General features: G+C 73.8%; 19 protein-coding genes. 14 read left to right on the forward strand and 5 right to left on the reverse strand.

Annotation, left to right across the window (positions count from 1 at the left end; translation table 11 throughout):
* Window positions 1–40: 40 nt before the first annotated feature.
* The gene (locus tag ACI2LW_RS15305; RefSeq protein ID WP_404731667.1) at window positions 41–763 is read left to right on the forward strand and encodes a class III extradiol dioxygenase subunit B-like domain-containing protein; all 723 of its coding nucleotides are present in this window, start codon (window positions 41–43) and stop codon (window positions 761–763) included.
* Window positions 764–883: 120 nt separating this feature from the next.
* Here ACI2LW_RS15305 and ACI2LW_RS15310 read toward each other — a convergent pair whose 3' ends face one another.
* Window positions 884–1,165 (reverse strand): antitoxin, encoded by a 282-nt coding sequence (locus tag ACI2LW_RS15310; RefSeq protein WP_404731668.1) that lies wholly within the window; start codon window positions 1,163–1,165, stop codon window positions 884–886.
* A 24-nt stretch (window positions 1,166–1,189) separates the two neighbouring features.
* Entirely contained in the window at window positions 1,190–1,528 is a 339-nt protein-coding gene (locus ACI2LW_RS15315) for a hypothetical protein (protein WP_404731669.1), read from the reverse strand.
* Between the two features lie 183 nt (window positions 1,529–1,711).
* On the opposite strand from ACI2LW_RS15315, the gene miaA reads away from it, so the two are divergent.
* The 6 genes from miaA to hflX all read left to right on the forward strand — a co-directional run bounded on the left by miaA (window position 1,712) and on the right by hflX (window position 10,589).
* Complete coding sequence (gene miaA / locus ACI2LW_RS15320; protein ID WP_404731670.1) at window positions 1,712–2,650, forward strand: tRNA (adenosine(37)-N6)-dimethylallyltransferase MiaA; 939 nt, start codon at window positions 1,712–1,714, stop codon at window positions 2,648–2,650.
* Between the two features lie 108 nt (window positions 2,651–2,758).
* Window positions 2,759–3,256, forward strand: a complete 498-nt coding sequence (locus ACI2LW_RS15325) for a hypothetical protein (protein WP_404731771.1) — start codon at window positions 2,759–2,761, stop codon at window positions 3,254–3,256.
* A gap of 227 nt (window positions 3,257–3,483) precedes the next feature.
* Window positions 3,484–4,371, forward strand: coding sequence for a diaminopimelate epimerase (gene dapF, locus ACI2LW_RS15330; RefSeq protein WP_404731671.1), 888 nt, complete (start codon window positions 3,484–3,486; stop codon window positions 4,369–4,371).
* Between the two features lie 301 nt (window positions 4,372–4,672).
* Window positions 4,673–7,207 (forward strand): HD domain-containing protein, encoded by a 2,535-nt coding sequence (locus tag ACI2LW_RS15335; protein ID WP_404731672.1) that lies wholly within the window; start codon window positions 4,673–4,675, stop codon window positions 7,205–7,207.
* A gap of 124 nt (window positions 7,208–7,331) precedes the next feature.
* Complete coding sequence (locus ACI2LW_RS15340) at window positions 7,332–8,828, forward strand: M1 family metallopeptidase (RefSeq protein ID WP_404731673.1); 1,497 nt, start codon at window positions 7,332–7,334, stop codon at window positions 8,826–8,828.
* 261 nt (window positions 8,829–9,089) lie between these two features.
* Window positions 9,090–10,589, forward strand: coding sequence for a GTPase HflX (gene hflX, locus ACI2LW_RS15345; protein ID WP_404731674.1), 1,500 nt, complete (start codon window positions 9,090–9,092; stop codon window positions 10,587–10,589).
* A 154-nt stretch (window positions 10,590–10,743) separates the two neighbouring features.
* Here the strand turns inward: hflX and ACI2LW_RS15350 are convergent, their stop codons facing one another.
* Window positions 10,744–11,976 (reverse strand): trypsin-like serine peptidase, encoded by a 1,233-nt coding sequence (locus ACI2LW_RS15350; protein ID WP_404731675.1) that lies wholly within the window; start codon window positions 11,974–11,976, stop codon window positions 10,744–10,746.
* Between the two features lie 352 nt (window positions 11,977–12,328).
* Here ACI2LW_RS15350 and ACI2LW_RS15355 point away from each other — a divergent pair, with 352 nt between their 5' ends.
* The 4 genes from ACI2LW_RS15355 (at window position 12,329) to ACI2LW_RS15370 (ending at window position 19,083) form a co-directional block, all read left to right on the forward strand.
* Window positions 12,329–13,729: a diaminobutyrate--2-oxoglutarate transaminase family protein gene (locus tag ACI2LW_RS15355; protein ID WP_404731676.1), complete on the forward strand. Its 1,401-nt coding sequence runs from the start codon at window positions 12,329–12,331 to the stop codon at window positions 13,727–13,729.
* 153 nt (window positions 13,730–13,882) lie between these two features.
* Entirely contained in the window at window positions 13,883–16,066 is a 2,184-nt protein-coding gene (locus ACI2LW_RS15360; RefSeq protein WP_404731772.1) for an IucA/IucC family protein, read from the forward strand.
* 21 nt (window positions 16,067–16,087) lie between these two features.
* Window positions 16,088–17,011: a GNAT family N-acetyltransferase gene (locus ACI2LW_RS15365; protein ID WP_404731677.1), complete on the forward strand. Its 924-nt coding sequence runs from the start codon at window positions 16,088–16,090 to the stop codon at window positions 17,009–17,011.
* Between the two features lie 86 nt (window positions 17,012–17,097).
* Entirely contained in the window at window positions 17,098–19,083 is a 1,986-nt protein-coding gene (locus ACI2LW_RS15370; protein WP_404731678.1) for an ATP-dependent DNA helicase, read from the forward strand.
* A 384-nt stretch (window positions 19,084–19,467) separates the two neighbouring features.
* On the opposite strand, the gene lexA is transcribed toward ACI2LW_RS15370, so the two are convergent.
* Window positions 19,468–20,247: a transcriptional repressor LexA gene (lexA, locus tag ACI2LW_RS15375; RefSeq protein ID WP_404731679.1), complete on the reverse strand. Its 780-nt coding sequence runs from the start codon at window positions 20,245–20,247 to the stop codon at window positions 19,468–19,470.
* 583 nt (window positions 20,248–20,830) lie between these two features.
* On the opposite strand from lexA, the gene nrdR reads away from it, so the two are divergent.
* Complete coding sequence (nrdR, locus tag ACI2LW_RS15380) at window positions 20,831–21,403, forward strand: transcriptional regulator NrdR (RefSeq protein WP_404731680.1); 573 nt, start codon at window positions 20,831–20,833, stop codon at window positions 21,401–21,403.
* 187 nt (window positions 21,404–21,590) lie between these two features.
* Window positions 21,591–24,488 carry a vitamin B12-dependent ribonucleotide reductase gene (locus ACI2LW_RS15385; protein ID WP_404731681.1) on the forward strand — a complete coding sequence of 966 codons (2,898 nt, stop codon included), beginning with the start codon at window positions 21,591–21,593 and terminating at the stop codon, window positions 24,486–24,488.
* Between the two features lie 294 nt (window positions 24,489–24,782).
* Here ACI2LW_RS15385 and ACI2LW_RS15390 read toward each other — a convergent pair whose 3' ends face one another.
* Complete coding sequence (locus ACI2LW_RS15390) at window positions 24,783–25,901, reverse strand: FAD-dependent oxidoreductase (protein ID WP_404731682.1); 1,119 nt, start codon at window positions 25,899–25,901, stop codon at window positions 24,783–24,785.
* A gap of 52 nt (window positions 25,902–25,953) precedes the next feature.
* On the opposite strand from ACI2LW_RS15390, the gene ACI2LW_RS15395 reads away from it, so the two are divergent.
* Window positions 25,954–26,646, forward strand: a complete 693-nt coding sequence (locus tag ACI2LW_RS15395; protein WP_404731683.1) for a TetR/AcrR family transcriptional regulator — start codon at window positions 25,954–25,956, stop codon at window positions 26,644–26,646.
* Window positions 26,647–26,681: the final 35 nt, after the last annotated feature.

Genomic DNA, 26,681 nt, shown 5'->3' on the forward strand with positions numbered 1-26,681 from the left:
CCCGTGCGGTGGCCGGGCGCGGCGGGTTACGCTGCCGATCATGCTTGCCGCCGCCGCAGTCTGCCCCTGCCCGCCGCTGCTGGTGCCCGAGGTCGCCGCGGGAGCCGCGCCGGAGATGGACGCCGCGCGGGCCGCGTGCGTGGACGCGCTGGGGGTGCTCGCCGCCGCCCGGCCCGATCTGCTCGTGGTCGTGGGAGCCACCGGGCCGTCCGAGGACGGCCGGGACGGCCCGTACGCGGAGGGCGCCTACGGCTCGTTCCGCGGGTTCGGCGTGGCGCTGGACGTACGGCTGGGCCGGGACACCGGGGCGGGGTCCGGGCGCCCGCTGCCGCTCTCGCTGGCGGTCGGCGCGTGGCTGCTGGAGCGGACCGGGTGGTCCGACGCCCCGGTCGAGGGGCTGGCGGTCGCCGGGACGCTGCCGGCCGCGCGCTGCGCGGAGGCCGGCCGGGAGATCGCGGCGCGCTCCGGCAGGGTGGCGCTGCTGGTGATGGGCGACGCCAGCGCCTGCCGCTCGGTCAAGGCGCCGGGGTACCTCGACGACCGCGCCGAGCCCTTCGACGCGGCGGTGGCCCGTGCCCTCGGCGCGGCGGACGTGGCCGCGCTCCAGGCCCTGGACGTGGAAACGGCGTCCGCACTCAAGGCCGCGGGCCGGGCTCCCTGGCAGGTGCTGGCGGGCGCCGCCGAAGTCGCCGGCCTCTCCGGCGCCCTGCTGCACGACGACGCGCCGTACGGGGTGGGATACCTCGTCGCCACCTGGTCCTGAGGCGGTCGCCGTCGCCTGGTCCTGAGGCGTTCGTCGCCACCTGGCCCTGAGGCGGGTCCGGGGGACCGGCCGCGGGCACGGCGGACGGCACCCGGCCCTCCGCCGTACCCGGCGCGCGGGTCAGGACATGGGGGGCGGGCCCTGCGGCGGCTGCGCGGTGGCACCGCCGGTGTCCGTGCCCGTGCCGGTCCCGTCCTTGTGGGCGAGCCGGTCCATGGCGTGCTTCGCCTTGCCCGTGCCCGCGTGGATCTTGTCGCTGTACTTGCCCTTGGTCTTCTCGTCGACCAGTTTCGCGGCCTTGTCGAGACCGTGCTCGATCGAGCCACCGTGCCGCTGTGCCAGGCCCGACACCTTCTCCCTGGCCGGTCCGAGCCTGGCCTTCATGTTGTTCAGCAGACCCATGCTTCACCTTCCCTGGCGGGACCGTTACGTGCGGGCGCCCTCGCCGGTCTCCTGTCCGGCCGGCTCGCCCGCGGCCTGCTGCTTGGGGATCTCCACCCCTTCGGCCCCGGACGGCTCGGCGCCTCCGGAAGCGGAATCCCGCCCGGACTCCCTCGCGGAGCCCTGCCGGGACTCCCGCGCGGACTCCTGTGCCGGGCCCTCGGCCGCCTCCCTCGCCGTCCCGGCCGCCGCTGCCGCGCCGGCCGCCTCCGAGCCGAGGCGCACCACCTCGCCCTGCTCCGCCTCCGGCGCGGCGGCGCCCTCCTGCGCGCCACCCGGCCCCGCGCTCTTCGGCCTCCGGAAAAGCCGAGCAAATACGCCCATATCAACTCCATACGTTACTCGTGCGGGCACGACCCCGCGTGGCCCGGCGCACCCTTGTGCGCGGCCCGGACCACCGCCCGCCGCGAACCGGCCGTAGAAACCTCGCAACGGGCAACGACCCCGCGAGCGTGACGTCACGTAACTCGTTCGTGGCGCCCCCGTGGCGTTTGGGAGACTGGTGCGGTGAGCAGCGCACCCCCCGCCCCCCGCGTCATCGCCGTTGTCGGCCCCACCGCGGCCGGAAAGTCCGATCTCGGCGTCTTCCTGGCCCAGCGCCTCGGCGGCGAGGTCGTCAACGCCGACTCGATGCAGCTCTACCGGGGGATGGACATCGGCACCGCGAAGCTGACACCCGAGGAACGCGGCGGCGTACCGCATCACCTGCTGGACATCTGGGACGTGTCGGTCGCGGCCTCCGTCGCCGAGTACCAGCGGCTGGCCCGCGCGCGGATCGACGCGCTGCTCGCCGAGGGGCGCTGGCCCGTCCTCGTCGGCGGCTCGGGTCTGTACGTCCGCGGGGCGGTCGACAACCTGGAGTTCCCCGGCACCGACCCCGAGGTGCGCGCCCGCCTCGAGGAGGAGCTCACCCTGCGCGGCTCGGGCGCCCTGCACGCCCGTCTGGCCGCCGCCGACCCGGAGGCCGCCCGCGCGATCCTGCCCAGCAACGGGCGCCGCGTCGTCCGGGCCCTGGAGGTGATCGAGATCACCGGGCGGCCCTTCACCGCGAACCTTCCCGGGCACGACTCGGTCTACGACACCGTCCAGATCGGCGTCGACGTGGCGCGCCCCGAACTCGACGAGCGGATCGCCCGCCGCGTCGACCGGATGTGGGAGGCGGGACTGGTGGACGAGGTGCGCGCGCTGGAGGCGCGCGGCCTGCGCGAGGGGCGCACCGCTTCCCGAGCGCTCGGCTACCAGCAGGTACTCGCGGCGCTCGCCGGAGAGTGCACGCTCGACGAGGCGCGCGCGGAGACCGTGCGCGCCACCAAGCGCTTCGCCCGCCGTCAGGACTCGTGGTTCCGGCGCGACCCGCGGGTGCACTGGCTGAGCGGCGCCGCCGCCGACGCCACGGAACTTCCCGGGCGCGCCCTCGCCTTGGTCGAAGGACGGGTCACAGCCTGATCACGTGATGGCATCGGGACGCCCAGGCCGTCATCCCGACCTCCGGCGCCGTGCCATCATCGAGCTTCGATCGACCAAGTGGAGTCCTAGTTGGGAGGGCGCGTGGCGATGGAGGCCGGCCCTCGCGACACCGCAGCAGACACCGAGCGCGTCACCGTGGAGCGCGCCGGAACGGACCCGGACGAGGGCTCCCTGAGCCCCGACGGGCCGGACGAGACGCAGGGCGGAGTGACCGCGGACGGACCGGAGCCCGAGGAGATGTTCCCCGGGCCCGAGGTGGAGGTCGAGCTGCGCCCGCAGCGGCGGCTGCGCATCTGGCAGCTCGCGCCCATCGTGGGCCTGGCCGCGGTCGGTTCGCTGATGTTCGCCTTCCCGCTGGCCTTCGACGGCGACAGCGGCGCCGTGATCGCCATGCTGGGCCTGCTGATCTGCTTCTGCGCGGCGGGCTGGGGCATGATGGCCGCCCGCCGGGTCGGCAACACGCTGCCCGGCCTGCCCCCGCGCGGCTGCGGACGCCGCCCCGACTGGCGGGTGATCGGCGCCTACGTCCTGCTCGTCGCCCTGGTCGTCTTCCTCGGCGTCTGGCGCGTCGCCCGCCTCCGCTAGCTAGGCTAGACGGCCCAGTTCAGCCGGGGCCTCCCGGCTCCGCTGGACCGCCCGGTTCAGCCCGGGCGTCCCGCCTCCGCCGGCCGGCCGGGCCTCCCGCCTCCGCCGGACCGCCCGGCTCGGCCCGGGCCACCAGCCCCCGCGCGGTCCCGACGCTGCGCCGGGCCCGTCGCCCGCCCGGGAGTCCGGCGCCGTCCGCCGCCCGGCCCAGCCCGTACGATCGAGGCATGAGCACGCGCATCCCCTTCCTCAAGGGCCACGGCACGGAGAACGACTTCGTGATCGTCCCGGACCCGGAGAACGCCGTCGATCTGCCGCCCGCCGCGGTCGCCGCCCTGTGCGACCGCCGCGCCGGCATCGGCGGGGACGGCGTGCTGCACGTCGTACGGTCGGCCGCGCACCCCGAGGCGCGGGAGATGGCGGCCGAGGCCGAGTGGTTCATGGACTACCGCAACGCCGACGGGTCGGTCGCCGAGATGTGCGGCAACGGCGTGCGGGTCTTCGCACGCTACCTCCAGCACGCCGGGCACGTGACGGAGGGCGACCTGGCGATCGCCACGCGCGGCGGAGTCAAGGCCGTCCACCTGGCCAAGCCGTCGTCCGCGGGCGGCGCCGGTGACATCACCGTCGGCATGGGCCGGGCCCGGCTGCCCGAGGGCGAGGTCACCGTGAGCGTGGGCGCGCGCACCTGGCCCGCCCGCAACGTGAACATGGGCAATCCGCACGCGGTCGCCTTCGTCGACGACCTCGCGCACGCCGGCGACCTGCTCTCCGCGCCCCCGTTCAGCCCGGCCGCCGCCTACCCGGACGGCGTGAACGTGGAGTTCGTCGCCGACCGCGGCCCCCGCCACGTCGCCATGCGCGTCCACGAGCGCGGCTCCGGGGAGACCCGCTCCTGCGGCACCGGCGCGTGCGCCGTCGCGGTGGCGGCGGCCCGCCGCGACGGCGCCGACCCGGCCGTCACCGGGACGCCGGTGACGTACACGGTGGACGTGCCGGGCGGCAGGCTCGTGATCACCGAGCGGCCGGACGGCGAGATCGAGATGACCGGCCCCGCGGTGATCGTCGCCGAGGGGGAGATCGACGCGCGATGGCTGGAAAACGCCGTCGCCTGACGTGCCGCCCGGCCGGCTCCTCGGTCCGAGGAGCCGGTGCGCTCCTGGGACATACAGGTCCGCGGGCGGGGTGCGGCCGTGGGTCCACGGCCGACCGCCCGTCAGATGGCCGGAAACCGTAAACCTCCGAGGCCATCGCTCGATTGGGTGATCCGTTTCACGCTCTCCGAGAGGCGGTCTGCCGGACGCGCTGGGCTCGGTAGCATCAAGCACCGGCCCGGACGGGGGATCCGACGCCAACCCCTGAGCCGCGTACGCCCTGGGGCACCCCGTCCGCCGGTCCACGCAGCCGGAGGTGCCCATGAGTGCGGATGCCACGAATCCCGCGGCCCCGGGACCGGCGGCGCCCGCGCCGGCCCGCAGGAGGGCCCGCCCACGGATCGACCTGCGCCGCCTGGGCCGCGCCGCGCTGCTCGGCCCCGCCGCCCGCGACCGGCTGCCCGACGCCATCGGCCACGTGGCGGAGGCGCACCGCGCCCACTTCCCCGACGCCGACCTCGAACCCCTGCGCCGCGCCTACGTGCTGGCCGAGTCCTCGCACCGCGGCCAGATGCGCAAGAGCGGCGAGCCGTACATCACGCACCCCCTCGCAGTGACCCTCATCCTCGCCGAACTCGGCGCCGAGACCACGACGTTGACGGCGTCGCTGCTGCACGACACGGTCGAGGACACCGATGTGACGCTCGATCAGGTCCGTGAGGAGTTCGGCGAGGAGGTCCGCTACCTCGTCGACGGCGTCACCAAACTGGAGAAGGTCGACTACGGGGCCGCCGCCGAACCCGAGACCTTCCGCAAGATGCTCGTCGCCACCGGCAACGACGTGCGGGTGATGTCGATCAAACTCGCCGACCGGCTGCACAACATGCGCACCCTCGGCGTGATGCGCCCGGAGAAGCAGGCCCGGATCGCCAAGGTGACCCGGGACGTGCTCATCCCGCTCGCCGAGCGGCTCGGTGTGCAGGCGCTCAAGACCGAGCTCGAGGATCTCGTCTTCGCGATCCTGCACCCGGAGGAGTACGCGCACACGCGCGAGCTGATCGCCGAGAACACCGCCCGGGCCAACGACCCGCTGGCCGAGGTGGCCGAACAGGTCCGCGGGGTGCTCCGCGAGGCGGACATCACCGCCGAAGTGCTCATCAGACCCCGGCACTTCGTCTCCGTGCACCGCGTCGCCCGCAAGCGGGGCCGGCTGCGCGGCTGCGACTTCGGCCGGCTGCTGGTCCTCGTCCACGAGGACGCCGACTGCTACGGCGTGCTGGGCGAGCTGCACACGTGCATGACACCGGTCGTCTCGGAGTTCAAGGACTTCATCGCCGTACCCAAGTTCAACCTCTACCAGTCGCTGCACACCGCCGTCGTCCGCGAGGACGGCCAGATGGTCGAGGTGCTCATCCGCACCCACCAGATGCACAAGGTCGCGGAGGCCGGCGTCGTCGCGCTCGGCAACCCCTACGCCGCGCCCGCCGAGGAGCAGTCCGCGGCCGGCGACGGGGAGCGCGTGGACCCCACCCGGCCCGGCTGGCTCTCCCGCCTCCTCGACTGGCAGCGGGCGGCGCCCGACCCCGACACGTTCTGGTCCACGCTGCGCGAGGACCTCGCCCAGGACCGGGAGATCACCGTCTACCGGCCCGACGGCGGGACCATCGGCCTGCCCGAGGGCGCCACCTGCGTGGACGCCGCGTACGCCCAGTACGGCGAGGACGCGCACGCCTGCATCGGCGCCCGGGTCAACGGCCGGCTGGCGACGCTGAGCACGGTCCTGCGGGACGGGGACTCGGTCCAGCTCCTCATGGGGCAGGACCCCGCCTCCGAGCCCTCCCGGGAATGGCTCGAGCACGCCCACACCCCGGCCGCGCGCATCGCCATCCAGCGCCGCCTGGCCGCCCAGCCGGCACCGGGGACCCCGGCGCCCGAGGCGCCCGGCGCGACGGGCGCGACGGACGGATCGGCCGCGGGGCCCGGCACGGCGCCGGGCACGGCCGGGGCCGGCGCGACCTCCGCCCCGGGAGACCCGGCGGACCGGCCGGGCCGGTCGCGTCCGGGGGAGGGGACCGGCCGTGCGGAGCCCGCGGCCGTGACGGCCCCGGCGGCCCCGGCGGACCGGGCGGGCGCGGCGGGCGGGCCGGGCCCGGTGGACTCGGCGGACCGGGCGGAAGCCGTGGGCGTGGTCAGCGGCACGGCGGGCGCCACCCCGCGGACCGCCGCGGACCCGGCCGGCCCCGGCCCCACCGGCACCACCGGCCCCACTGCCTCGACCACCACCGGCCCCACTGCCTCGACCACCACCGGCTCGAACACCGCGAGCGCGGCCGCCACCACCCCCGGCCCCGCCCCCAGCGCGGAAGGCGCCGCGGCGGACACCCGGTGGCCCCGGCCCGACAGGGCGAGCGTCGTGGTCGTCGACCGGCCGCGCACGGCCGCACGGCTCGCGGGCTGTTGTACTCCCGTGCCGCCCGACGAGGTCACCGGCTTCGCCGTGCGCGGCGGAATGGTGACCGTGCACCGTGTCGAGTGCGCCGCCGTCACCCGGATGACCAGCGCGGGGCGCGCACCGATCGCCGTGCGCTGGGGCGACACCACCGCGTGCCGGGTCACGCTGCTCGCCGAATCGTTCGGCCGCCCCCATCTGCTGGCCGATCTCACCGAGGCGATCGCCCTCCAGGGCGTCGAGATCGTCTCGGCGACCGTGGCCCCGCCGACCCAGCAGCGGGTCCGCCACACCTATACACTCCAGCTCCCCGACGCCGCCGGCCTCCCCGCCCTCATGCGCGCCATGCGCAACGTCCCCGGCGTCTACGACGTGAGCCGCACCCAGCCCCAGCCTCCGGGCGCCTGAGCCGCGCGCGCCGGGGCGCACACCGTCCCCGCGCGCTCCTCCGGCGTGCCGCGCGGGAACCCGTTCGGGTGGGACGGTCGCGCGCCGCCGCCGTGGTGGGCACGCGCGCTGGTAGCGGTGGGGCATGCCGCTTCCCCCCGCTTCCCGTGTTCGTACGCGTGTGCCCCGCCGGCCGAGGACGGCCCTCCTCGCCTCGGCCGCCTCCGCCCTCTGCGCCTGCCTGGTCGCGGCGAGCGCCCCGCCCGCCCCGCTGGGCGTCGGCGACCGGCTCTTCCCCCACCTGGGCAACCCGGGGTACGACGTGTCGTCGTACGACCTGTCCTTCACCTACCAGGGGGACAACCGCAAGCCCCTGCAGGCCGTCACCACGATCGACGCCTGGACGACCGAGGCACTGGAGCGGGTGAACCTCGACTTCGCGCACGGCAGGGTCGACTCCGTCACGGTCGACGGCGAGCCGGCCACGTTCGCGGGCGCCGGCGAGGACCTCGTGATCACCCCGCGCACACCGCTGCCCGAGTACCGCTGGACCCGCATCACCGTGCGCCACACCAGCGATCCCGTGGCGGCCAAGGGCCGCGACGGCGGCTGGGTGCGCACCGCGGACGGGCTCGCCCTGGCCAACCAGGCCGACGCCGCCCACCTGGTGTTCCCGTGCAACGACCATCCCTCCGACAAGGCGATGTTCACCATCCGCGTCACCGCCCCCGACGGCTACACGGCCGTCGCCAACGGACTGCCCCAGGGCACCCGGCGCGCCGCCGGCGCCACCACCTGGACGTACCGCACCCAGCACCCCATGGCCACCGAGCTCGCCCAGGTGTCGGTCGGCCGCTCCACCGTGCTGCACCGCGCCGGCCCGCACGGCCTGCCCGTGCGCGACGTCGTGCCCACCGAGGACCGCAAGACGCTCGAGCCGTGGCTGGCCAGGACACCCGGCCAGATCGCCTGGATGGAGAGCAAGGTCGGCGGCTACCCGTTCGAGACCTACGGCGTGCTCATGGCCTCCGCCACCACCGGCTTCGAACTGGAGACGCAGACCCTCTCCCTGTTCGAGAAGGACCTGTTCACCCGGTCGGCCTACCCGAAGTGGTACGTGGAGTCGGTGATGGTGCACGAGCTGGCCCACCAGTGGTTCGGCGACAGCGTCAGCCCGCGCTCCTGGTCCGACCTGTGGCTCAACGAAGGGCACGCCACCTGGTACGAGGCGCTGTACGCGCAGGAGAAGGCGCACCAGTCGATGGAGTCCCGGATGAAGGCCGCCTACGCCTCCTCCGACGGCTGGCGCGCCGCCGGCGGGCCGCCCGCGCTCCCGAAGCCGGCGAAGCCCGGCCAGAAGATCGGCATCTTCCGCTCCAACGTCTACGACGGCGCCGCGCTCGTCCTGTACGCGCTGCGCCAGGAGATCGGCGTGCCCGCCTTCGAGCGGCTGGAACGCGCCTGGGTGAGCGCCCACCGGGACTCCACGGCCACCACGGCCGACTTCGAGCGCCTGGCCTCCGACTTCGCCGGACGCGACCTGACCTCCTTCTTCAAGGCCTGGCTGTACGGCGAGAAGACCCCGCCGATGCCCGGCCACCCGGACTGGAAGCCCGAGCGGCCGAGGACGGCCAAGAAGTGACCGGCCGCGGCACTCCCGGACGACGGCACCCGCGGGCCACGGCACCCCCGGACGGCGGCGCCCCCGAATAACACCGTGACGCAGCGTGCCGTGCCGTGGGACCATCGTCCGGTCGGCGCGGCACGGCGTACGGGAATCCCCCGGGGCACCCGTGCGTTGTGGACAGTGACGGAAAGGCCGCCGGACGGCGGCCGGGCCTCCTCGGAGGCGCCGCCGCGGCTCCCACGCCGCACATGAGTGTTCCAACGACGTAAGGACCCAATGACCTCCTCTTCTTCCTCTTCCCAGGCGTCCCAGGCGACCAAGCGCCTCGCGCACACGTACCCCGAAGGACTTCGGGCCGATGCCCTGATGGAAGAGGACGTCGCCTGGAGCCACGAGATCGACACGGACCGGGACGGCGAGCAGTTCGACCGTTCCGAGCGCGCGGCTCTGCGCCGCGTCGCGGGCCTGTCCACCGAGCTCGAGGACGTCACCGAGGTCGAGTACCGGCAGCTCCGGCTGGAGCGGGTGGTGCTCGTCGGCGTCTGGACCTCGGGGACCGTGCGGGACGCCGAGAACTCCCTGGCCGAGCTCGCCGCCCTCGCGGAGACCGCGGGCGCGCGGGTGCTGGACGGTGTGATCCAGCGCCGCGACAAGCCGGACGCCGCCACCTACATCGGTTCGGGCAAGGCCGACGAGCTGCGCGACATCGTCCTGGAGACGGGCGCGGACACCGTCATCTGCGACGGTGAGCTGAGCCCGGGCCAGCTGATCCACCTCGAGGACGTCGTCAAGGTCAAGGTCATCGACCGTACGGCCCTGATCCTGGACATCTTCGCCCAGCACGCCAAGTCCCGGGAGGGCAAGGCGCAGGTCGCCCTCGCCCAGATGCAGTACATGCTGCCCAGGCTCCGCGGCTGGGGCCAGTCGCTGTCCCGGCAGATGGGCGGCGGCAGCGGCGGCCTCGCCACCCGCGGCCCCGGTGAGACCAAGATCGAGACGGACCGGCGGCGGATCCGCGAGAAGATGGCGAAGATGCGCCGGGAGATCGCGGAGATGAAGACCGGCCGCGAGATCAAGCGCCAGGAGCGGCGCCGCAACAAGGTGCCCTCCGTCGCCATCGCCGGCTACACCAACGCCGGCAAGTCCTCCCTGCTCAACCGCCTCACCGGCGCGGGCGTCCTGGTCGAGAACGCGCTGTTCGCGACCCTGGACCCGACCGTGCGCCGGGCGGAGACCCCGAGCGGGCGGCTGTACACGCTGGCCGACACCGTCGGGTTCGTCCGGCACCTGCCGCACCACCTGGTCGAGGCGTTCCGCTCCACCATGGAGGAGGTCGGCGACTCCGACCTGATCCTGCACGTGGTGGACGGCTCGCACCCGGACCCGGAGGAGCAGCTGGCCGCCGTGCGCGAGGTGATCAGGGACGTCGGCGCCACCGACGTGCCCGAGATCGTCGTGATCAACAAGGCGGACGCGGCCGACCCGCTGGTGCTCCAGCGGCTGCTGCGGGTGGAGAAGCACTCCATCGCCGTCTCGGCCCGCACCGGCCGGGGCATCCCCGAGCTGCTCGCGCTCATCGACGAGGAGCTGCCGCGGCCGTCCGTGGAGATCGAGGCGCTCGTGCCCTACACCCACGGCAAGCTGGTCGCCCGTGCGCACACCGAGGGCGAGGTGATCTCCGAGGAGCACACCGCGGAGGGCACCCTGCTCAAGGCCCGGGTGCACGAGGAACTGGCGGCGGACCTGGCGCCGTACGTACCGGCTCCGGCCCTCTGACCGGCCGCGCGACAACCCGCGGCCGGCAAGCACGAAGGCCCGCCCCCGCATCGCGCGGGGTGGGCCTTTCCGCGTACCCGGCGGCCGTCGGGTACGCCCGCCGGCCGCCTGACGGGTCCGCCGGCCGCCTGACGGGTCCGTCGGCCGGAACCGGCTACTGACCGGCGAACTTCCTGCTGACCGAGTCGTAGACCCCCTTGGCCACCGGGCCCAGCCGGGGGCCCGCCAGCCAGCCCGCCGTCACCGGGCCGATCGAGGTGTTGGACACCAGGGCGGGCTTGCCGTCCGCGCCCCTCCCGATCCAGCCGCCGCCGGAGGAACCGCCGGTCATGGTGCACCCGATGCGGTACATCGTGGGGTCCGAGGCGTTCAGGGACAGCCGGCCGGGCTTGTCCTGGCACTGGTACAGCAGCCGGCCGTCGTACGGCGGCGCGGCCGGGTAGCCGATCGCGGTGACGCTCTGCACCTTGGGCACCGCCGGGGCGTCGAAGTTCACCGGCAGCGCCGCGCCCACCGTCTCCTCCAGCGACTTGCCGCTGCCGCCCTTCTCCGGCGTCACATGGATGACGGCGAAGTCGTAGCTCGCGCCCTGCCCGCCGGTGGAGCCGCCCTGCTCGATCCACTGCTCGGAGGTCTGCGCCCAGGTGCCCCACCACACGCCGTAGGGCGCGACCTGCTCCCTGGCGGCGCTCTGCAGCTGCTTGGTGCCGAGACCGGCGTCGTTGTACGACGGCACGAAGGCGATGTTGCGGTACCAGCCGCCCTTCTTGCCCGCGTGCACGCAGTGGCCCGCCGTCCACACCAGGTTGGACTTGCCCGGGTGGGCCGGGTCCGCCACGACGGTCGCCGAGCAGACCATCGTGCCCTCGGGGGCGTCGAAGAACACCTTGCCCGCCGTCGCCGCGTTGGTGTGGTACGCCGGAGCCACCGCCGCCGCCCTGACCGGGGCCGGCGTCGGGTCGGTGACCCCCTGGTCACCGGAGAGGTCGTTGGTGTCGACACCCCGGTCCGGGTCCTCCGCCCCGCGCATCCGGTCGGGGTCCCACAGGCCCTGGATGATCGGGTTGATGAAGTCGTTGGCCTCGCGCAGCCAGTCGTCCTTGTCCCAGTTCTTCCAGGCGCCGTCCTTCCACTTGTCGATGTCGATCCCGTGTTCCTTCAGCCGCTGCCTGAGGTCGTCCGGAATCTTGATCTTTCCGTCGCCGGTGCCGTCCGAGCCCGCGCTCGCGGACGAGGACGGCCCGTCCGCCTTGTCCTCACCCGAGTTGCAGCCGGTGGCGGTGAGCGCCAGCACCGAGACCAGCGCGACGGCGGCCGGCACGGGGGAGGTGGTGCGGCGGCTGCCCCTCCCTCGGCGGGCGGTGAAGGACGGGCGTATGGGTCGCATGGTCTGACTCCCCCTGATGTGAACGGACTTGCGGGTGACCGCCGGGTACGCGCCCGGTCGCCGGGGCGAGTTCGGGCGCGCGGCACGGCGTGCGGAACGGCATCACACAGTATGCGGTCGCTGTGGGGGACCGCCGACGGAAAGGCAACGGTTCCGTCACGGCAAGGATCTTGAGGCAACCCGTAACTCCGTGCCCGATCCGCGGTTGTAGCGGTGGGGGGTCCGCTGTCCGCGTACGGGTGCCCCGCGCCGACGGCGGCCGTACGGCCCCCGCGGCGGCAGGCCGGGCACCCGGTGACGGCAGGGGCCGGCGCCTCCGGGAGCCCTGGGAATGTGGGAGGTACAAGGAGCCGTGACCGTGACGGAGTCCGCGCCTGAAGCCGGCGCGTCCACCGGGGCGCGCGCCGCGCACGAGGGAATCCTGCGGCGCCAGTCGGCGCGCGAGTCGGCGGCGCGCACCTACGCGCGCGCCCTGCCGATCGTGCCCGTCCGGGCCCGCGGGCTCACCATCGAGGGCGCCGACGGCCGCCGTTACCTCGACTGCCTCTCCGGCGCCGGCGCTCTCGCCCTCGGCCACAACCACCCCGTCGTGCTGGAGGCCATCCGCGGAGTACTCGACTCGGGCGCGCCCCTGCAGGCCCTCGATCTCGCCACGCCCGTGAAGGACGCCTTCGTCACCGAGCTGTTCCGCACCCTGCCGCCCGGACTGGCCGGCCACGCGCGCGTGCAGTTCTGCGGTCCCGCGGGAGCCGACGCGGTGGAGGCCGCGTTCACCCTCGTCCGCGCCGTGACGGGCCGCGACCCGATCGTGGCCTTCGCGGGCGCCTACCACGGGATGACCGCGGGCGCCCGCGCCGCCTCCGGACACGCACCCGACGTCCGGGTCGCACGCCTGCCCTACCCGCAGGACTACCGCTGCCCGTTCGGCGTCGGCGGCACCGAGGGCGCCGAACTCGCCGCCCGCTGGACCGAGTCCGTCCTGGACGACCCCAAGTCGGGGGTGCCGCTGCCCGCCGGGGTGATCGTGGAGCCGGTGCAGGGCGAGGGCGGGGTGCTTCCCGCGCCCGACGCCTGGATGCGGCGCATGCGGCGGATCACCGCCGACCGGTCCGTGCCGCTGATCGCCGACGAGATCCAGACCGGCGTCGGCCGCACCGGCGCCTTCTGGGCGGTGGACCACAGCGGGGTGACCCCCGACGTCATGGTGCTGTCCAAGGCCATCGGCGGCAGTCTGCCGCTGGCCGTCGTGGTCTACCACGAGGACCTCGACGTCTGGGGACCCGGCGCGCACGCCGGTACCTTCCGCGGCAACCAGCTCGCCATGGCCGCGGGCACCGCCACCCTGGCCCACGTCCGGGAGAACCGCCTGGCCGAGCGCGCGGCGGAACTGGGCTCGCGCATGCTGTCCCGGCTGAGCGAACTCGAGAGGACGTACCCCTGCGTGGGGGAGGTACGAGGACGCGGGCTGATGATCGGCCTGGAGTTCGTGGACCCGGACGGCGCGCAGGGGCCGTGCGGCGCCCGGCCCGCCGCCCCCGCACTGGCCGCGGCCGTACAGCGGGAGTGCCTGCACCGCGGTCTCATCGTGGAACTCGGGGGCCGCGGCGGCAGCGTCGTACGGCTGCTGCCGCCGCTCACGATCAGCGACGAGCAGGCGGCGGCGGTGCTCGACCGGCTGGCCGAGGCGGTGGGGGCGGCCGCCCGCAGCCAGCCGGGGCCGCGGGGACCCGGGCGTGCGGAGCCGCCGGAGTAGGCCGGCCGCCGTCCGCGCCGGCATCGGCCCGTGCCTGCTCCACCACCCCGAGGAACCGCCTTCCCGCCCCGAGGAACCGCCTTCCCGCCCCGAGGAACCGCCTTCCCACCCTGAGGAACCGCCTTCCCACCCTGAGGAACCGCCTTGAACGCCATCCCCGCACGGCCCGCCGGCCCCGCCCCTGTCACCGCCGCGGCCGGGACGTTCCCCCAGCAGCAGACCGGTCCGGCGCCCACCGGGCCCGGGTACGGCGCGGACGCGCCCTCCACCGGCCGCCCCCACGACGATGCCGCACACGTCGACCACCCCCGGCGCCCCGCGCACCCCGACCCCGCCGGCCAGCCGGATCCGCTCGACCACCCAGGTCCCCTCGACCGCCCAGACCCTTTCGACCACCCGGACCCTCTCGACCACCCCGATCCGCACGCCGCCGCCGAGACGGCCGCCGTGGAGAACCTGCTGCGCTGCTGGGTGCGCGAGACCGGCACCGCCGCACCCGACGGCGGCACCCTGCGCGTTCCCCTCCCGGCCTCCGGGACCGCCCTGCTCGCCCCCGTCCGCCACTGGTCACCGGCCGGCTGGCACCGCTTCGGCCCGCCGTGCCTGGCCACCGCCCCGCCCGGCGCACCGCCGGTGGACGCCGTCACGGTCGCCGCCCTGCTCACCCGTGAGTCCGCACGGGCGCCCCACCCGGCCGGCGCCGGCTCGCCGCCCGGCGCGGCGTCCGTACCGCCGCCCGGGCACGCCGGGCACGCCGGTGACGCGGTGGATCTCGTCGCCCGGGTCGCCGACTCCGTACGCCGCACCGCGCTGTTCCTCGCCGACCGGCGGGAACGGCCCGCCGACGGGCCGGACCTGTTCCTCTCCGCCGAGCAGGCCCTGGTGCTGGGGCACCCGCTGCATCCCGCCCCGAAGAGCCGCGAAGGGCTGTCCGAGGCCGAACTGCGGCCCTACTCACCCGAGTTGCGGGGCTCGTTCCCCCTGCACTGGCTGGCGGTCCACCACTCCCTGCTCGCCATGGACTCGGCGTGGACGGAACGCGGCCGGCCCGTTCCCGCCGACCGGCTCACGGCCCGCCTCGCCGGACCGGGACTCGAACTGCCGGAGGGACACGCCGCCCTGCCGCTGCACCCCTGGCAACTGCGCGAGGTACGCCACCGCCCCGCCACCGCGGCGCTGCTGGGCCAGGGACTGCTGCGCGACCTGGGCCCCCACGGTCCCTCCTGGCACCCCACCTCCTCCGTGCGCACCGTGCACCGCTCCGGCGCACGCGCCATGCTCAAGCTGTCGCTGGGCCTGCGCATCACCAACTCCCGCCGGGAGAACCTCCGCAAGGAACTGCACCGGGGCGTCGAGGTGCACCGCCTGCTGCGGGCCGGCCTCGCCCAGGAGTGGCGTGCCGCCCACCCCGCCTTCGACATCGTCCGCGACCCGGCGTGGCTCGCAGTGGACGACGCGGACGGGACCCCCGTGCCCGGACTGGACGTGATGATCCGGCACAACCCCTTCGCTCCCGGGGACGACGTCTCCTGCGTCGCCGGCCTCGTGGCGCCCAGGCCCTGGCCCTGGCCCCCGGCAGCCGTCCGGGACACGGGACGGGACGTCCGGGACACGGGACGGGACGGGCCGGACGGGCCGCATGCCGCACTCTCCGCACCCGGTGCCGCGCCGTCCGCGCCGGGCGCCGGGAGCGCCGTACCCGGTGCCGCACAGGCCGTACGGTCGCGGCTGGCCGACGTGGTCCTCCGCCTCGCCGCCCGCACCGGGCGCCCCCTCGGGGCCGTGGCGGCCGAGTGGTTCCTTCGCTACCTCGAACAGGTGGTACGCCCCGTGCTGTGGCTGGACGGTACGGCGGGCATCGCGCTGGAGGCGCACCAGCAGAACACGCTCCTCCTGCTCGACCCCGACGGCTGGCCCGCGGGCGGCCGCTACCGCGACAACCAGGGCTACTACTTCCGTGCCTCGCGGCGCGCGGAACTCCAGGCCCGGCTGCCCGGCATCGGCGAGCACAGCGACACCTTCGTCTCCGACGAGGTCACGGACGAACGCTTCGCCTACTACCTCGCACTGAACAACGTGTGCGGTCTCATCGGCGCCTTCGGCTCCCAGCGCCTCGCCGACGAACGGCTGCTGCTGGCCGCCTTCCGGCGCTTCCTCGCCGGCCTCGCCTGCGGCCCGGCGCGCACCCGCTCCCCGCTGCCGGAACGCCTGCTCGACTCGCCGGTGCTGCGCTGCAAGGCCAACCTCCTGACCCGGCTGCACGGCCTGGACGAACTCGTCGGCCCGGTCGACACCCAGTCCGTCTACGTCACGATCGCCAACCCCCTGTACGCCTGACCCGTCCCCGTAAGGAGCGCCATGCCTCCCACCGACGCCGGCGCCGTCGCAGGCACCGCACCGGCCCCCGCCGCCCCGGACACCGAGCCCAGGACCGGCCCGGACACGGACGGCGAGGCGTCCGCGCCCGGGGGAAGGGCCGCGGGTGCGGTCGTGGCCACCGCCGCCGGTGACGCGGGCCGGGACAGCCACGACGACGCGGGCGGGGACACCGACGGTGACGCGGGCGGGGACACCGACGGTGACGCGGGCGGGGGCACGGACGGCGAGGACACCCTCGACCTGCGCCTGCCCGAGGAGTTCCGCGCGGAGTACCGCACGGAGTTCGGCACGCTGTTCGCGGAGCCGGGCGGGGGCGGCGCCCGGCGCGCGTACGACCTCCTCGACGGGGTCGGGGACTGGGGCCCCGCCCGCACGCCCCTCGGCGCGTTCCACCTGGCCCCCGTCCGGATCGAGCGCGATCTGCCGGTGATCGGCCGCTGGATGAACGATCCGGCCGTCGCGGAGTTCTGGCGGCTGGCCGGCCCGCGGAGCGTGACCGAGGCCCATCTGGCGGAGCAGCTGGAGGGGGACGGACGCAGCGTCCCCTGCCTCGGACTGCTCGACGGCACCCCCATGAGCTACTGGGAGATCTACCGTGCCGACCTCGATCCGCTGGCCCGCCACTACCCGGCCCGGCCGCACGACACCGGCATCCACCTCCTCGTCGGCAGCGTCACCGACCGGGGCAGGGGAGTGGGCAGCACCCTGCTCAGAGCCGTCGCCGACCTGGTCCTGGACCGGCGCCCCGCCTGCGCACGCGTCGTCGCGGAGCCGGATCTGCGCAACGCGCCGTCCGTCGCCGCCTTCCTGACGGCGGGCTTCCGGTTCTGCGCCGAGGTCGAGCTGCCCGGCAAGCGGGCCGCGCTGATGGCCCGCGACCGCTCCCTGCGCGACCTGCTGTGAAAGCGCCGGACGAATGCGCAGGTCAGCGCCTGTATCCACCCCTTGAACGCCCATCTGTCAGTCCCGAGCCGTAGGGTGGTCGCGCTATGACGAAGCCCTCACTCCCCGAACTCCTGCATGCCGCCGTCACCGCCGTCGGCGGCACGGAGCGCCCCGGCCAGGTGACCATGGCCCAGGCCGTCGCGGACGCGATCGACGACGGCTCGCACCTGCTGGTCCAGGCCGGCACCGGCACCGGAAAGTCGCTGGGCTATCTCGTGCCCGCCCTCGCTCACGGGGAGCGCGTCGTCGTGGCGACCGCCACGCTCGCCCTGCAGCGCCAGCTCGTCGAGCGGGACCTGCCGCGCACGGTGGACGCCCTGCACCCGCTGTTGCGCCGCCGCCCGGAGTTCGCGATGCTCAAGGGCCGGTCGAACTACCTGTGCCTGCACCGCCTCCACGAGGGCGTGCCGCAGGACGAGGAGGACGGCCTGTTCGACCAGTTCGAGGCCGCCGCCCCCACCAGCAAGCTGGGCCAGGACCTGCTGCGGCTGCGCGACTGGGCGGACGGGACGGAGTCCGGTGACCGCGACGACCTCACGCCCGGCGTGTCCGACCGGGCCTGGTCGCAGGTGTCGGTCTCGTCCCGGGAGTGCCTGGGCGCGACCAAGTGCGCGTACGGCGCCGAGTGCTTCGCCGAGATGGCCCGCGAGCGCGCCAAGCTCGCCGAGGTCGTCGTCACCAACCACGCGCTGCTCGCGATCGACGCCATCGAGGGCGCGCCGGTCCTGCCGCAGCACGAGGTGCTGATCGTGGACGAGGCGCACGAGCTGGTCTCCCGGGTGACCGGCGTCGCCACCGGCGAGCTGACCCCCGGGCAGGTCAACCGTGCGGTGCGGCGTACCGCGAAGCTCGTCAACGAGAAGGCCGCCGACCAGTTGCAGACCGCCGCCGAGGGCTTCGAGCGGCTGATGGAGCTCGCCCTGCCCGGCCGGCTGGAGGAGATCCCGGAGGACCTCGGTTACGCCCTGCTCGCCCTGCGGGACGCCGCCCGCAATGTGATCTCGGCCCTCGGCTCGACACGGGACAAGTCCGTCCAGGACGAGGACGCGGTCCGCAAGCAGGCCCTCGCCTCCGTGGAGAACGTGCACGACGTGGCGGAGCGGATCACCAACGGCTCGGAGTGGGACGTCGTCTGGTACGAGCGCCACGACCGGTTCGGGGCCTCCCTGCGGGTCGCCCCCATGTCCGTGTCGGGGCTGCTGCGGGAGAAGCTCTTCGCGGACCGCTCCGTCGTGCTGACCTCGGCGACCCTCAAGCTGGGCGGGGACTTCAACGGCGTCGGAGCCTCCCTCGGCCTCGCCCCGGAGGGCACCGAGGGCGAGGACGTGCCGCAGTGGAAGGGCGTGGACGTCGGTTCCCCGTTCGACTACCGCAAGCAGGGCATCCTGTACGTCGCCAAGCATCTGGCGCGGCCGGCCCGGGACGGCGACCGCGGGGACATGCTCGACGAGCTGACCGAGCTGATCCAGGCGGCGGGCGGGCGCACGCTGGGGCTGTTCTCCTCCATGCGGGCCGCCCAGCTCGCCGCGGAGGAGCTGCGCGGCCGTATCCCGGAGTTCCCGATCCTGCTCCAGGGCGAGGAGACCCTGGGCGAGCTGATCAAGAACTTCGCGGCGGACGCCCGGACCTGCCTGTTCGGGACGCTGTCCCTGTGGCAGGGCGTCGACGTCCCCGGCCCGAACTGTCAGCTGGTCGTCATGGACAAGATCCCGTTCCCGCGCCCCGACGACCCGCTGATGAGCGCCCGGCAGAAGGCCGTGGAGGACGCCGGCGGCAACGGGTTCATGGCCGTGGCCGCGACCCATGCGGCGCTGCTGATGGCCCAGGGTGCCGGGCGGCTGGTCCGCGCCTCGGGGGACCGGGGCGTGGTCGCCGTACTGGACCCGCGGCTGGCCACGGCCCGGTACGGGAGCTATCTCAAGGCCTCGCTGCCGGACTTCTGGTACACCACGGACCGGAACCAGGTGCGCAGGTCGCTCGCGGCCATCGACACGGCGGCGCGACAGACGGAGCGGCCCGCCGCGGAGTGACCCCGCCGCACCGCCGGGCGCCCGGCCCCCTGGCAGTACCCGCCGGGGTGCCACGGGGCCCTCGGCACCGCCACCCCGCCCCGCCACAGGACCGCGCTCCCGCCGGCGCAGGACTGCACCCGGCCCTGGCAGGGGACCGCACCCCACCGGCCCGTGCCGGCGCCCCCGCCGGCGCAGGACTGCACCCGGCCCCGGAAGGGTGACCGCGCCCGCCCGGGGGGGGATCGCGCCCCGCCCAGGGCGGACCGCGCCCGTCCCCGCCACAGAGCCGTTCGCACCCGGGACGGGCTGCGCGCAGTACAAGGCCCCGGAACCGGCGCAGAGGTCCCGGGGCCCGATCAGGAGGCGGGTCGGACGGCCGCCCGCCGCGGTGCTCGGCGGTGCTCAGACTCGCCGCAGCACCGCCACCACCTTGCCGAGAATAGTCGCGTCGTCGCCCGGAATGGGTTCATACGCGGCGTTGTGCGGGAGGAGCCACACGTGGCCGTCCTCCCGCTTGAAGCGCTTGACGGTGGCCTCACCGTCGATCATCGCGGCCACGATGTCACCGTTCTCCGCGACCTGCTGGCGGCGGACGGTGACCCAGTCGCCGTCGCAGATGGCGGCCTCGATCATCGAATCGCCGACGACCTTCAGCACGAACAGCTCGCCGTCACCGACCAGCTGCCGGGGGAGGGGGAAGACGTCCTCGACCGACTCCTCGGCGAGGATCGGGCCACCGGCGGCGATCCGCCCGACCAGCGGCACGTAGGAGGCGGCCGGCTTGCCCACGGTGTCCGTGGGCTGCAGCGTGGCGGCCTGGTCGGATCCGCGGACCTCGTAGGCGCGCGGGCGGTGGGGGTCCCGGCGCAGGAAGCCCTTGCGCTCCAGTGCCATCAGCTGGTGCGCGACCGAGGACGTGGAGGAAAGTCCGACCGCCTGGCCGATCTCCCGCATCGACGGCGGGTAGCCGCGCCGCTGTACGGAGTCCCTGATGACCTCGATCACCCGGCGCTGCCGGTCGGTCAGGCCCGAGCTGTCCGCCCGGATGCCTGGAGGTCGGCCCGGCAGGGAACGCTTGTGTCCCTCGGGGTTCGCGGTTTCGTTCATCGCATGCACCGGCTCGAGTCGGCCCTGGGAGCGGTCCTGGGCAGTGATGGTGGCACTGTCTGCGGTGGTGGTCACGTCGTCGGCCCCTCTCGATGGTCTCCCTCCGGCACAACGGTAGTTGCTTTCGAAAGGTTGCGCCAAACACACGTTCGAGTGAAAAACCGCAGATTGCCTGACTCGATCATGTCCCCGGGTGTATTGGCTCTCGCGGCTCCGGCGGGCGGAAGGGCCGATTGTTGTAACCTTCACCGCCGGGTGACGACCTCGTGGGTCGGCGCCAGTCTGCCATCCGGCGCGCCGCCGGCCGAGCACCGGTTCCCATCTGCCCGGGAGTCCTACGCGTCCTCCGTGCGGCGCCCACGGTATCTCCGCATGCGCCGTGGCGGTACGGCCGCGCACCGGCGTGTTTTCCGCGGGCGCGGGCAGACGCCCCGATGGCGCACACCCGTGCCGTCCCGCGACGCTCGCGCGACACGCGCGGAAATCAGCTGTATGTACGAGCCAAGCCCCCACATGTAGTGGTTGGATGGCTACAGCAGCCCACAAGTTGTGGTCCCCGGGTTTTCGCCCGCCGATCATCGCCTATGCTGGGGGCTGCTTCGCGGGGCTCGTGTGACCCGTGAGGCTGTTGAGTCTTGCTGTGAGGAGGGATGGAGCGATGCACTGCCCCTTCTGCAGGCACCCCGACAGCCGCGTGGTCGACAGCCGTACGACGGACGACGGAACGTCGATCCGCAGGCGCCGCCAGTGCCCTGACTGCTCCCGCCGGTTCACGACCGTGGAGACCTGCTCGCTCATGGTGGTCAAGCGGTCCGGCGTCACCGAGCCCTTCAGCCGCACCAAGGTCATCAACGGCGTGCGCAAGGCGTGCCAGGGGCGGCCTGTCACCGAGGACGCGCTCGCCCTGCTCGGCCAGCGGGTCGAGGAGGCGGTGCGGGCCAGTGGAAGCGCCGAGGTGGCCGCCCACGACGTGGGACTGGCCATACTCGGCCCCCTGCGGGAGCTCGACCTCGTGGCCTACCTGCGGTTCGCGTCCGTCTACCGGGCGTTCGACTCGCTGGAGGACTTCGAGGCGGCCATCGCGGAACTGAGGGAGAGGACACCGGAGCCCGCCGCGGAGCACGAGGACGGCGGAGGCGGCGGCGACGAGGACGTCGCGGAAGGCCGGAAGGACGACCGCGGACAGGCGGGGACGGCGGAGGTTCCCGCGCCCGCGGGCGCCGCCGGCTGACCGGCGGGCCGGACAGGACGGACAGTACGGCTCGTCCAGGACGGCTCGTCCGGTCCCGGACCGGCGGCGGCGATCGAAGACGGCTGCGGGCGGCAGCGACAGGGGAGCCCGCGGCATCGGACAGAACACCGTGCCCCAGGAAACAAAAGGGCACTTCAGGGCGTTTTCGCCCGTACAGGGAGGCGGCATGACAGAGACGGCGAGCGGTCCGACACGAGGTTCCCGCGCCAAGGGCGGAAAGGCCGGGAACAAGGGGCTGCACATCGAGCGCGTCCACACCACTCCGGGCGTACACCCGTACGACGAGGTGGCCTGGGAGCGCCGTGACGTCGTCATGACCAACTGGCGCGACGGCTCGGTCAACTTCGAGCAGCGTGGCGTCGAGTTCCCCGACTTCTGGTCGGTGAACGCGGTCAACATCGTCACCAGCAAGTACTTCCGCGGTGCCGTCGGCACCCCGCAGCGCGAGACCAGCCTCCGGCAGCTGATCGACCGCATCGTGAAGACGTACCGGAAGGCCGGCGAGGACCACAAGTACTTCGCCTCGCCCGCCGACGCCGAGATCTTCGAGCACGAGCTGGCCTACGCCCTCCTGCACCAGATCTTCAGCTTCAACAGCCCGGTCTGGTTCAACGTCGGCACGCCCCAGCCCCAGCAGGTCTCCGCCTGCTTCATCCTGTCCGTCGACGACTCCATGGAGTCGATCCTCGACTGGTACAAGGAAGAGGGCATGATCTTCAAGGGCGGTTCCGGCGCCGGCCTGAACCTCTCGCGCATCCGCTCCTCCAAGGAGCTGCTCTCCTCCGGCGGCAACGCCTCCGGCCCCGTCTCCTTCATGCGCGGCGCCGACGCCTCCGCCGGCACCATCAAGTCCGGCGGCGCCACCCGTCGCGCCGCCAAGATGGTCATCCTCGACGTCGACCACCCCGACGTGGAGGACTTCATCGAGACCAAGGTGAAGGAGGAGGAGAAGATCCGCGCCCTGCGCGACGCGGGCTTCGACATGGACCTGGGCGGCGACGACATCACGTCCGTCCAGTACCAGAACGCCAACAACTCCGTCCGCGTGAACGACCAGTTCATGAAGGCGGTCGAGCAGGGCGGCAAGTTCGGCCTGCGGGCCCGCATGACCGGCGAGGTCATCGAGGAGGTCGACGCCAAGGCGCTCTTCCGGAAGATGGCCGAGGCCGCCTGGGCCTGCGCCGACCCGGGCATCCAGTACGACGACACGATCAACCACTGGCACACCTGCCCGGAGTCCGGCCGGATCAACGGCTCGAACCCCTGCAGCGAGTACATGCACCTGGACAACACGTCCTGCAACCTGGCCTCGCTGAACCTGATGAAGTTCCTCAAGGACGACGGCAAGGGCAACCAGTCCTTCGACGTCGAGCGCTTCCAGAAGGTCGTCGAGCTGGTCATCACCGCGATGGACATCTCGATCTGCTTCGCGGACTTCCCGACCCAGAAGATCGGCGAGAACACCCGCGCCTTCCGCCAGCTCGGCATCGGCTACGCCAACCTCGGCGCCCTGCTGATGGCCACCGGCCACGCCTACGACTCCGACGGCGGCCGCGCGCTCGCCGGCTCCATCACCTCCCTGATGACCGGCACCGCCTACAAGCGCTCGGCCGAGCTGGCCGCGGTCGTCGGCCCGTACGACGGCTACGCCCGCAACGCCCAGCCCCACCTGCGCGTCATGAAGCAGCACGCGGACGCCAACGCCAAGGCCGTCCGCATGGACGACCTGGACACCCCGGTGTGGGCCGCCGCCACGGAGGCCTGGCAGGACGTGCTGCGCCTCGGCGAGAAGAACGGTTTCCGTAACTCCCAGGCGTCCGTCCTCGCCCCGACCGGCACCATCGGCCTGGCGATGTCCTGCGACACCACCGGTGTCGAGCCCGACCTCGCGCTGGTGAAGTTCAAGAAGCTGGTCGGCGGCGGCTCGATGCAGATCGTCAACGGCACCGTCCCGCAGGCCCTGCGCCGCCTGGGCTACCAGGAGGAGCAGATCGAGGCGATCGTCGCCCACATCGCCGAGCACGGCAATGTGATCGACGCCCCCGGCCTCAAGCACGAGCACTACGAGGTGTTCGACTGCGCCATGGGCGAGCGCGCCATCTCCCCGATGGGCCACGTCCGCATGATGGCCGCGATCCAGCCGTGGATCTCCGGCGCCATCTCCAAGACGGTCAACATGCCGGAGACGGCGACCGTCGAGGAGGTCGAGGAGATCTACTTCGAGGCGTGGAAGCTGGGCGTCAAGGCGCTCGCCATCTACCGCGACAACTGCAAGGTCGGCCAGCCCCTCTCCGCCAAGAAGAAGGAGGAGGAGAAGACCGAGATCGCCGAGAAGGCCGAGGACACGATCCGCGGCGCGGTCGAGAAGGTCGTCGAGTACCGGCCGGTCCGCAAGCGCCTGCCCAAGGGCCGCCCCGGCATCACCACCTCCTTCACCGTCGGCGGCGCCGAGGGCTACATGACCGCCAACTCCTACCCGGACGACGGTCTCGGCGAGGTCTTCCTGAAGATGTCCAAGCAGGGCTCCACCCTCGCGGGCATGATGGACGCCTTCTCCATCGCCGTCTCGGTGGGCCTGCAGTACGGCGTGCCGCTGGAGACGTACGTCTCGAAGTTCACCAACATGCGCTTCGAGCCGGCCGGCATGACGGACGACCCGGACGTGCGGATGGCGCAGTCGATCGTCGACTACATCTTCCGCCGCCTGGCGCTGGACTTCCTGCCCTTCGAGACGCGCTCCGCGCTCGGCATCCACTCCGCCGAGGAGCGTCAGCGCCACCTCGAGACCGGCTCCTACGAGCCGGCCGACGAGGAGGTCGACGTCGAGGGCCTGGCCCAGTCGGCGCCCCGGCAGACCGACCTGAAGGCCGTCGCCACGCCGAGGACCGAGACCGGCGCGGCCACCCCCGCCCCGAGGGAGGCGCACACCAGCGCCGAACTGGTGGAGATGCAGCTGGGCATCCAGGCCGACGCCCCGCTGTGCTTCTCCTGCGGCACCAAGATGCAGCGGGCCGGCTCCTGCTACATCTGCGAGGGCTGCGGCTCGACCAGCGGCTGCAGCTGACAACCGACCACCCTCAGTGAGCCCCCTCGGGCACGCTGAGGTGAGTCCCCGGCAGGAGCGGCGCCACCCGGCGTCCGGCCGACGGCGTGTCCCCCGGAGTCACCACGACTGCGGGGGACACGCCGCGTTTGCAGGGGGTGCCGGGCACCTTCGCCGGGCACGGCCGCCCACCGGAGGGGTGCCCGTCCCGGTGCTGTGAGGCGATGGCGGCGAGGTGGTGGCCGCGAGGCGGTGGCGGGGGCGGCTCCGGCGCGTCGCCCGGTGCCGTGCCGACGGTGCTCCCGCGCCGGGCGGTCAGGACGGCTGGAGCTCGTCGAAGAGGGCGAGGGCTGCGGCGGGGTCCGGGCCCACCAGGCGTTCCAGGCCGGCCGTGGTCATCTCCGCCCACCGGCCGGCCCGCTCCCACATGCGCTCCTCGAAGGCGCGGACGGCCTTGTCCGGATCTCCGGGGCCGGCGGCGAGGCACTCGGCGAGTTCGGCGCCCTCCAGCATCGCCAGGTTCGCGCCCGCACCCAGCGGTGGCATCAGATGGGCCGCGTCGCCCAGCAGCGTCACCCCGGGGACGTGGGCCCAGGTGTGGGACACCGGCAGGGTGTGGAGGCGACGGCGGACGAAAGCCGTGCCGTGGCGGAGGAGGCCGAGGACCGGAGCGGCCCAGCCGTCGAAGAGGGCCAGCAGGCTCGAGCGCACCGCCTCGGTGTCGGCCGGGTCCGGGCCGGCGTGCCGGTCCAGCGGCGCGCGGAGCTGGGCGTACACCTTGACGTGGCCGCCGCTGTTGCGCTGGGCGACGAGCGCGCGGTTCACGCCGAACACCGCCAGGGAACCGTCGCCGATCAGCCGGGCGAGGTCGGGGTGGCGGGCGTCGACGTCGTCGAGCGAGGTCTCCACATAGGTCACGCCGGTGTAGTGCGGCGCCACCGCCGAGACCGCGGGGCGGGTCCGCGACCAGGCGCCGTCCGCGCCGACCACGAGGTCGAAGGCCTCCTGCCGCCCGTTCGCGCAGTGGACCAGCACGCCGTCCGGGGTCCCCGGCACCACCCGGGTCACCTCCCGGCCCCACTGGACGTCGAGAGGGCCGAGCAGCAGGTCGCGCAGTTGCCCGCGGTCGATCTCGGGATGGGCCCGGTCGTCCGGGTGGGGCCGCCAGTCGCGCAGGACGGTCCCGTCCGTGTCCAGGATGCGCATCGCCTGCCCCTCGGGACGGGCCAGCGCGCGGAACTGCGCCAGCAGCCCGGCCTTGTCCAGCGCGAGCTGCCCCAGTCCCTCGTGCAGGTCCAGCGTGCCGCCCGGAGGGCGGGCGTCGGGGGCGGGATCGCGTTCCAGGACGGTGACGCGGTGGCCATGCCGGTGCATGACCCGGGCGAAGGAAAGGCCGGCGGGGCCGCTCCCGACCACGGCGATACGATGTCTCATGTCGATACACCGTATTTTGCCGATGCGTTGTATCGCAAGGAACAATACGGCCATGACTGTGTGGGACAGGCCGGAGCCGCCGACGCGCCCCGTGCCGCTCGACCGGGAGCTGATCGTCGCCGCCGCCATCGCCCTGGCCGACGAGGGCGGGCTGGAGGCGGTGTCGTTGCGCAAGGTCGCCGCCCGGCTGAACGCCGGGCCGATGCGGCTGTACGGATACATCTCCACCAAGCAGGAGCTGTTCGACCTCATGGTGGACGAGGTCCACGCCGAGATCCTCCCCGAGGAGCAGCCCGCCGACTGGCCGGAGGCGCTGCGCGTCATCGCCCACCGCACCAGGCAGGCCGCGCTGCGTCACCAGTGGCTGGCCGACCTGCTCGGCGGCCGCCCGTCCCTGGGCCCGAACGGCCTCGCCGTGACCGAGGCCCAGCTGGCCGCCCTCGACGGCCTCGCCGACGTCGACACCGTCATGCGCGCCGTGGAGACCGTCAGCGCCTACGTCATCGGCGCGATCAGACGCGAGATCGCGAATCTGCGGGCCGAGCGCGCCACGGGCCTGTCCAAACGCGACTGGCAGCGCGCCTCCGGCCCGCATGTGACGAGGATGCTGGCCACGGGCCGCTTCCCGGCGCTGGCCAAGGCCGTGCACGAAGGCACCGACGTCGACGCCGGGACTTCCTTCGCGACCGGCCTGGACTGGGTCGTCGACGCCGTGGCCGCCGGACTCACCCGACCGCCCGTGTGACGCCCGGCCCCTGTCGGGGATGAGTGCGGCCGGGG

Origin of the sequence: Streptomyces sp. NPDC004065, assembly GCF_044903565.1 — a bacterium.
GTDB lineage: Bacteria > Actinomycetota > Actinomycetes > Streptomycetales > Streptomycetaceae > Streptomyces.